General features: G+C 73.1%; 4 protein-coding genes and 3 pseudogenes. 3 read left to right on the top strand and 4 right to left on the bottom strand.

Translation table 11 applies throughout. The features are described 5' to 3' along the window. Nucleotides 1-794: pseudogene (locus RIN80_RS26045) on the top strand (tetratricopeptide repeat protein); the annotation flags it as partial. Nucleotides 795-808: 14 nt separating this feature from the next. Here the strand turns inward: RIN80_RS26045 and RIN80_RS26040 are convergent. Both RIN80_RS26040 and RIN80_RS26035 read right to left on the bottom strand, forming a co-directional pair. Continuing rightward, nucleotides 809-1759: a M28 family metallopeptidase gene (locus RIN80_RS26040; protein ID WP_309098091.1), complete on the bottom strand. Its 951-nt coding sequence runs from the start codon at nucleotides 1757-1759 to the stop codon at nucleotides 809-811. A gap of 165 nt (nucleotides 1760-1924) precedes the next feature. Further along, on the bottom strand, nucleotides 1925-2398 hold the full coding sequence (locus tag RIN80_RS26035) for a VOC family protein (protein WP_309098090.1): 474 nt from the start codon (nucleotides 2396-2398) through the stop codon (nucleotides 1925-1927). A gap of 104 nt (nucleotides 2399-2502) precedes the next feature. Here RIN80_RS26035 and RIN80_RS26030 point away from each other — a divergent pair. Next, nucleotides 2503-2595: pseudogene (locus RIN80_RS26030) on the top strand (CGNR zinc finger domain-containing protein); the annotation flags it as partial. Between the two features lies 1 nt (nucleotide 2596). On the opposite strand, the gene RIN80_RS26025 reads toward RIN80_RS26030, so the two are convergent. Beyond that, complete coding sequence (locus RIN80_RS26025) at nucleotides 2597-3046, bottom strand: helix-turn-helix domain-containing protein (RefSeq protein WP_309098089.1); 450 nt, start codon at nucleotides 3044-3046, stop codon at nucleotides 2597-2599. 91 nt (nucleotides 3047-3137) lie between these two features. Here RIN80_RS26025 and RIN80_RS26020 point away from each other — a divergent pair. Further along, nucleotides 3138-4292, top strand: a pseudogene (locus RIN80_RS26020) (MFS transporter); the annotation flags it as partial. 80 nt (nucleotides 4293-4372) lie between these two features. Here RIN80_RS26020 and rarD read toward each other — a convergent pair. Continuing rightward, complete coding sequence (gene rarD, locus RIN80_RS26015; RefSeq protein WP_375141819.1) at nucleotides 4373-5386, bottom strand: EamA family transporter RarD; 1014 nt, start codon at nucleotides 5384-5386, stop codon at nucleotides 4373-4375. Nucleotides 5387-5434 lie beyond the last annotated feature (48 nt).

Genomic DNA, 5434 nt, shown 5'->3' with positions numbered 1-5434 from the left:
CGGGCTCGGCCGCGACCGTGCCGCAGGACGCGACGCACCCGGTTGCGGCACCGCGGGACACACCCCCGGCCGCCGCCGCGCAAGGCATGGTGCCGGGCGGGTCCGCGGTGCCCGGCACCGTCGTGCCGCCCACCGGGGCGTTCGGTCCGCCGCCCCCCATGGACGCGCGGCCCCTGCCCGTGCCGGGCGCCGGACCCGGGCCCCGGCCCGGGTCGATCCCGGAGGCCGCCCTGCTCGCCGTCGACCCCGACCCCAAGCCCACCCCCGCCCGCGGCTTCGACGCCGTCGCGGAGGCCGTGCTCGGGGACGAACCCCTCGGCGCCCCGGGCGACCCCGCCGCACCCGCGCTCCTCGCGGAGCCGGTCGCGCGGATCAACGAGGCCGTGAAGGAGGGCCGGATCGAGGCGGCGGCCGACCTGGCGGACCGGACCGTCGCACTGGCGTCGGGGACGCTGGGACCGGAGCACCCGGAGGTGCTCCGGCTGCGCGAACTGACCGCCTACGTCGCCTACCTGGCCGGTGACCCGCTCCGCGCCTTCCACCTCTCGCTCGACCTGGCCGGTGCCCGGCGCCGGGCCGGTGACGCGGAGGGCGCCTACGGCAACGTGCGGAGCGCGGCCACCGCCTGGCGGGCGGTGCGCGATCCGGCCCTGGGACTGGAGCTCGGGCGCGACCTGGTCGGCCTGTGGACCGAGCTGGCCTCCGCGGGCGGCCCCGCCGCCGAGGAGATCGAGGAGCTGGAGTCGGCCCGCGCCCGCATGGGCCGCCTCACCGCACGTGCCCGCGAGCGGTGAGGCGGGCCCGGAGGCTACTGCGACAGTTCCCACACCGCGTGGGCGAGGGCGTCGCTGTTGCGGTCGAGGGCCGTGTCGTTGATGTTGGCGGTGGTGTCGCAGGAGGAGTGGTAGCAGCGGTCGAAGGCCTGCCCCGCCGTACCGCCCCACTTGGCCGCCTGCGCCGCCGTCTTCGCGCGGCCGGCCCCGGTGAACAGGCCGCCCACCGGGACGCCCGCGCTCTTGAAGGGCGCGTGGTCGGAGCGGCCGTCGCCCTCGGTCTCGATCTCCGTCGGGACGCCGAGGCCGGTGAGGTACTCCTTGAACGTCTTCTCGATCGCCGGGTCGTCGTCGTAGACGAAGTAACCCGGGTTCGGGGAGCCGATCATGTCGAGGTTCAGGTAGGCGCTGATCCGTGAACGGTCGCCGGTGGCCAGCCGGTTGACGTAGTAGCGGGAGCCGACCAGGCCGAGTTCCTCGGCACCCCACCAGGCGAAGCGCAGGTGCTTGGTGGGCTTGTACTGCGTCCGGGACACGGCGAGGGCGGTCTCCAGGACGGCGGACGAGCCGGACCCGTTGTCGTTGATGCCGGGTCCGGAGGAGACGCTGTCGAGGTGGGCACCGGCCATCACGACCTGGTTGGCGTCGCCGCCCGGCCAGTCGGCGATCAGGTTGTAGCCGGTGCGGCCGGAGGCGGTGAACTGCTGGACGGTCGTGGTGTATCCGGCGGCGTCGAGCCTGGCCTTGAGGTAGTCGAGCGAGGCCTTGTAGCCGGCGCGGCCGTGCGCGCGGTTGCCGCCGTTGGCGGTGGCTATGGACTGCAGCTGGGAGAGGTGGGCCTTGACGTTCGCCACCGGTATGTCCGGCGCGGCGGCCGCTCGGGTGGGAGCGGAGGACGCGGCGTCGGCCACGGCACCGCCGGTCAGCAGCAGGGCGGTCGCCATGCCACCCGCCGCGACGGCGCGCGCGGAAACGGAGAGCTTCATGTGGGGGCTCCGGATTCCCTTGGGGCTGCCCGCGGGGTGCCACGGGCAGCCCACAGTGAATGGGGTGCCTGGATGGTGAAGCTGTTATTGACTCTCCGTCAAGACGCTTATCCAGCCACGGCGTTGACGTCCGCGCGTCGACGTCCGCGCACGCACCGTCCGCCGTCACTGCACGCAGAACTCGTTGCCCTCCGGGTCCGCCATCACGAGCCACTCGCCGCCCTGCTCCGTCACCCGCCGCAGCACGCGCGCCCCGAGTTCCTCCAGCCGGGCGGCCTCCTCCTCGCGCCGCCCCTCGCCCGGGTGCAGATCGAGGTGCAGCCGGTTCTTGCCCGACTTGGCCTCCGGCACCCGCTGGAACAGCAGCCGCCGCCCGAGCCCGGTCCCGCTCTCCTCCTCGAACGGGTCCCCGGGGTGCCGTACGGCGACCAGGTCCCGGAAGGCGCGGCGGCCGTGGAACTCGACCGTGGCCTCCTCGGGCAGGGCGCCGAAACCGAGCAGCCGCTCGATGAGGGCGCTGTTGTCCTCGACCTCGTACCGCAGCGCGGCGGCCCAGAAGTCGGCCTGCGCGTGCGGGTCGTTCGCGTCGATGACGACCTTCCAGTGGACGGGGGAGGGCGATGCCGGTGGCTGCGTCATGTAGTCACTTGTACTGGCCGGGTGAGCGAACGCGCAGGGGAAAACGCCGGGATCCCGGAGCCCTCGCCCGCTGGGAGGCGCTGCACGGGCCCGTCGGCCCGGTCGTCGACACCTCCCGCCCGGACCGCCGTCGCTGGTGCGCGATGGAGCACCGCGGCAACCGCGAGAAGGTCCGGGCGCACCGCGTCCGCCGGGCCGCTACGGCGCCGCGGCCCGCGCGGCCCGCTCCTCACGCGCGTCGTAGGCGGTCCGGGCCGCCGCGATCTCCTCCTGGTGCTCCTCGGTCCAGGTCACCAGGGACTGGATCGTGGTGTGCAGCGTCCTGCCGAGGGAGGTCAGCTCGTACTCGACGCGCGGCGGCACCACCGGATGCACCGTGCGCTTCACCAGCCCGTCCCGCTCCAGCGAGCGCAGCGTCACGGTGAGCATCCGCTGGCTGACCCCGTCGATCTCCCGGCGCAGCTCGGTGAAGCGCAGCCGCCGGTTCTCCAGCAGCGCGATGACCAGCAGTGACCACTTGTCGGCGATGCGGTCGAGGATCTGCCGGACCTGGCAGTCCTCGCGGGTGTCCCACTGGAAGGGGTCGGCGTCGCCGTGGTCCACGGTGCTCGCGCAGTTACTCGGTGACTTCGAAGTGCCTTCTTCCATGTCCGCCGATGCTGCCGCAGGGTGGTCGTGGTTACAAGGGGGAACCGACCCTCACTTGCGTAACCGCCCTTTCCCAGAGGAGTGTTGACTCATGGGCACGCGTGCCTGGGCGTTGCTGCTCGTCCTGTGCGGGACGATCTTCCTGGAGGGCGCCGACGTCGCGATGATGGCGGTGGCGATCCCGGCCATCCGCTCCGACCTGGGCCTTGCCACCGGCACGGCGGCCTGGGTGCTGAGCGCCTACGTGCTCGGATACGCCGGCTTCACCCTCCTCGGCGGCCGCGCCGCCGACCTGCTCGGCCGGCGGCGGATGTTCCTGCTCTGGCTGACCGTCTTCCTCGCCTTCTCCGGACTCGGCGGCCTCGCGACGGACGGCTGGATGCTGATCGTCGCGCGCTTCGTCACCGGCGTCGCCGCCGCGTTCATGACCCCGGCCGCGCTCTCCCTGATCACCACGTCCTACGAGGAGGGGCCGAAGCGCAACAAGGCCCTGCTGGTCTTCGCCGGGACCGGCGCGGCCGGTTTCTCCCTCGGCCTGGTGATCGGCGGTCTGCTCACCGAGTTCGGCTGGCGCTGGGTGTTCTTCGCGCCCGTGCTGCTGACCGCCGCCCTGCTCGTCGCGGCCGTGCGCCTGGTGCCCGGGCGGGACGCCCCGCCCGCGCGGAGGCGCACCTTCGACCTGCCCGGCGCGGTCGCCGCCGCCGGTGCCATGCTGCTGGCCGCCTACACCGTCGTCCGCCTGGAGCACGGCCTGGCCGACTGGCCGCTCACCCTGGTCTCGGGTGCCGCGGCCCTGCTCCTGGCCGGTGCCTTCGTCGCGTTCGAGCGCCGCTGCCCGGACCCGCTCGTGCGCCTCGGCATCCTGCGCAAGGGCCCGGTCGTCCGCGCCGACCTGGGGGCGCTGCTCTTCCTCGGCGCCTTCTTCGGCTTCCAGTTCGTCGTCACCCTCTACCTGCAGGAACTGCGCGGCTGGTCCTCCCTGCAGACCGCCGTCGCCCTGATCGTCATGGGCGTCGACGCGGTCCTCGCGCCGACGCTCACCCCGCGGCTGGTCGCCCGCTTCGGCAACGCCCGGGTGATCCTCGGCGGATTCCTCCTGGGAGTGGCCGCCTACGCCCTGTTCCTGCCGGTCGGCATGGACTGGTCCTACGCGATGATGTTCCCGACGCTGCTGCTGTCCGGCCTGGCGTTCGCCCTGGCCTACGGGCCGCTGACGATCGCGGCGACGGACGGGGTCGAGGAGGCGGAGCAGGGCCTGGCCGGCGGGCTGCTGACCACGGCGACGCAGTTCGGCTCCGCCATCGGCATCTCGGCGGTGACCGCGGTCTACGGCCTGGCGTCCACCGGGTCCGGCCCCGAGGCCACGCTGTCGGCCTTCCGCGCGGCGCTGATCGTGCCGGTCGTCCTGGTGGTGCTGGGCGCGCTGATCTCGGTGGTCAGCGTGCGGGAGGTCCGGCGGGCGGTGCGCAGCGCGTCCCCGGTGAGCAACGCCAGCGCCAGCCACACCAGCGCGAAGCCGGCCCAGCGCTCCGGCGGCATCTCCTCGTGGAAGTAGAAGACGCCGAGCAGGAACTGGAAGACGGGCGTCATGTACTGCAGCAGTCCGATGGTGGACAGGGGTACGCGGATGGCGGCCGCACCGAAGCAGACCAGGGGGAGCGCGGTGACGATCCCGGCCGAGGCGAGCAGGGCGGCGTGCCCCGCGCCCTCTGCGGCGAAGGTCGCCTCGCCCTGCATGCCCAGCCACACCAGGAAGCCGAGCGCGGGCAGGAACTGGATCGCGGTCTCGGCGGCCAGCGACTCGACGCCGCCGAGGTTCACCTTCTTCTTCACCAGCCCGTAGGTCGCGAAGGAGAAGGCGAGGCAGAGGGAGATCCACGGCAGCCGGCCGTAGCCGATGGTCAGCACCACGACCGCCGCGCAGCCGGTGCCGACCGCCGCCCACTGCACCGGCCGCAGCCGCTCCTTGAGCAGCAGTACGCCGATCGCGATGGTGACCAGCGGGTTGATGAAGTACCCGAGTGAGGCCTCGACGACGTGCCCGGAGTTCACGGCCCAGATGTACAGGCCCCAGTTGACGGTGATCACCGTCGCGGCGACCGTGATCAGGCCCAGCTTGCGCGGCTGCCGCAGCAGTTCGCCCGCCCAGGCCCAGCGGCGCAGCACGAGCAGTGCGGCGCCGACGAAGACCAGCGACCACACCATCCGGTGGGCCAGGATCTCCGTCGCTCCCGCCGGCTTCAGCAGGGGCCAGTACAGGGGGACCAGGCCCCACATGCCGTAGGCCGCGAAGCCGTTCAGCAGTCCTATGTGCCGCTCACCCCTCGGCTTGCGCGTCACGGGCCCCTCCTTCGCACGTCCTGTCCGCGTGTTCGACGGTAACGCCGC

This window comes from Streptomyces sp. (assembly GCF_031181705.1).
GTDB lineage: Bacteria > Actinomycetota > Actinomycetes > Streptomycetales > Streptomycetaceae > Streptomyces.
This window is presented reverse-complemented; position numbering and strand designations above follow the sequence as displayed.

Coding starts and splice junctions, on each gene's coding strand:
- RIN80_RS26025 (WP_309098089.1), bottom strand. CDS start 3,046: ATGGAAGAAGGCACTTCGAAGTCACCGAGTAACTGCGCGAGCACCGTG.
- RIN80_RS26035 (WP_309098090.1), bottom strand. CDS start 2,398: ATGACGCAGCCACCGGCATCGCCCTCCCCCGTCCACTGGAAGGTCGTC.
- RIN80_RS26040 (WP_309098091.1), bottom strand. CDS start 1,759: ATGAAGCTCTCCGTTTCCGCGCGCGCCGTCGCGGCGGGTGGCATGGCG.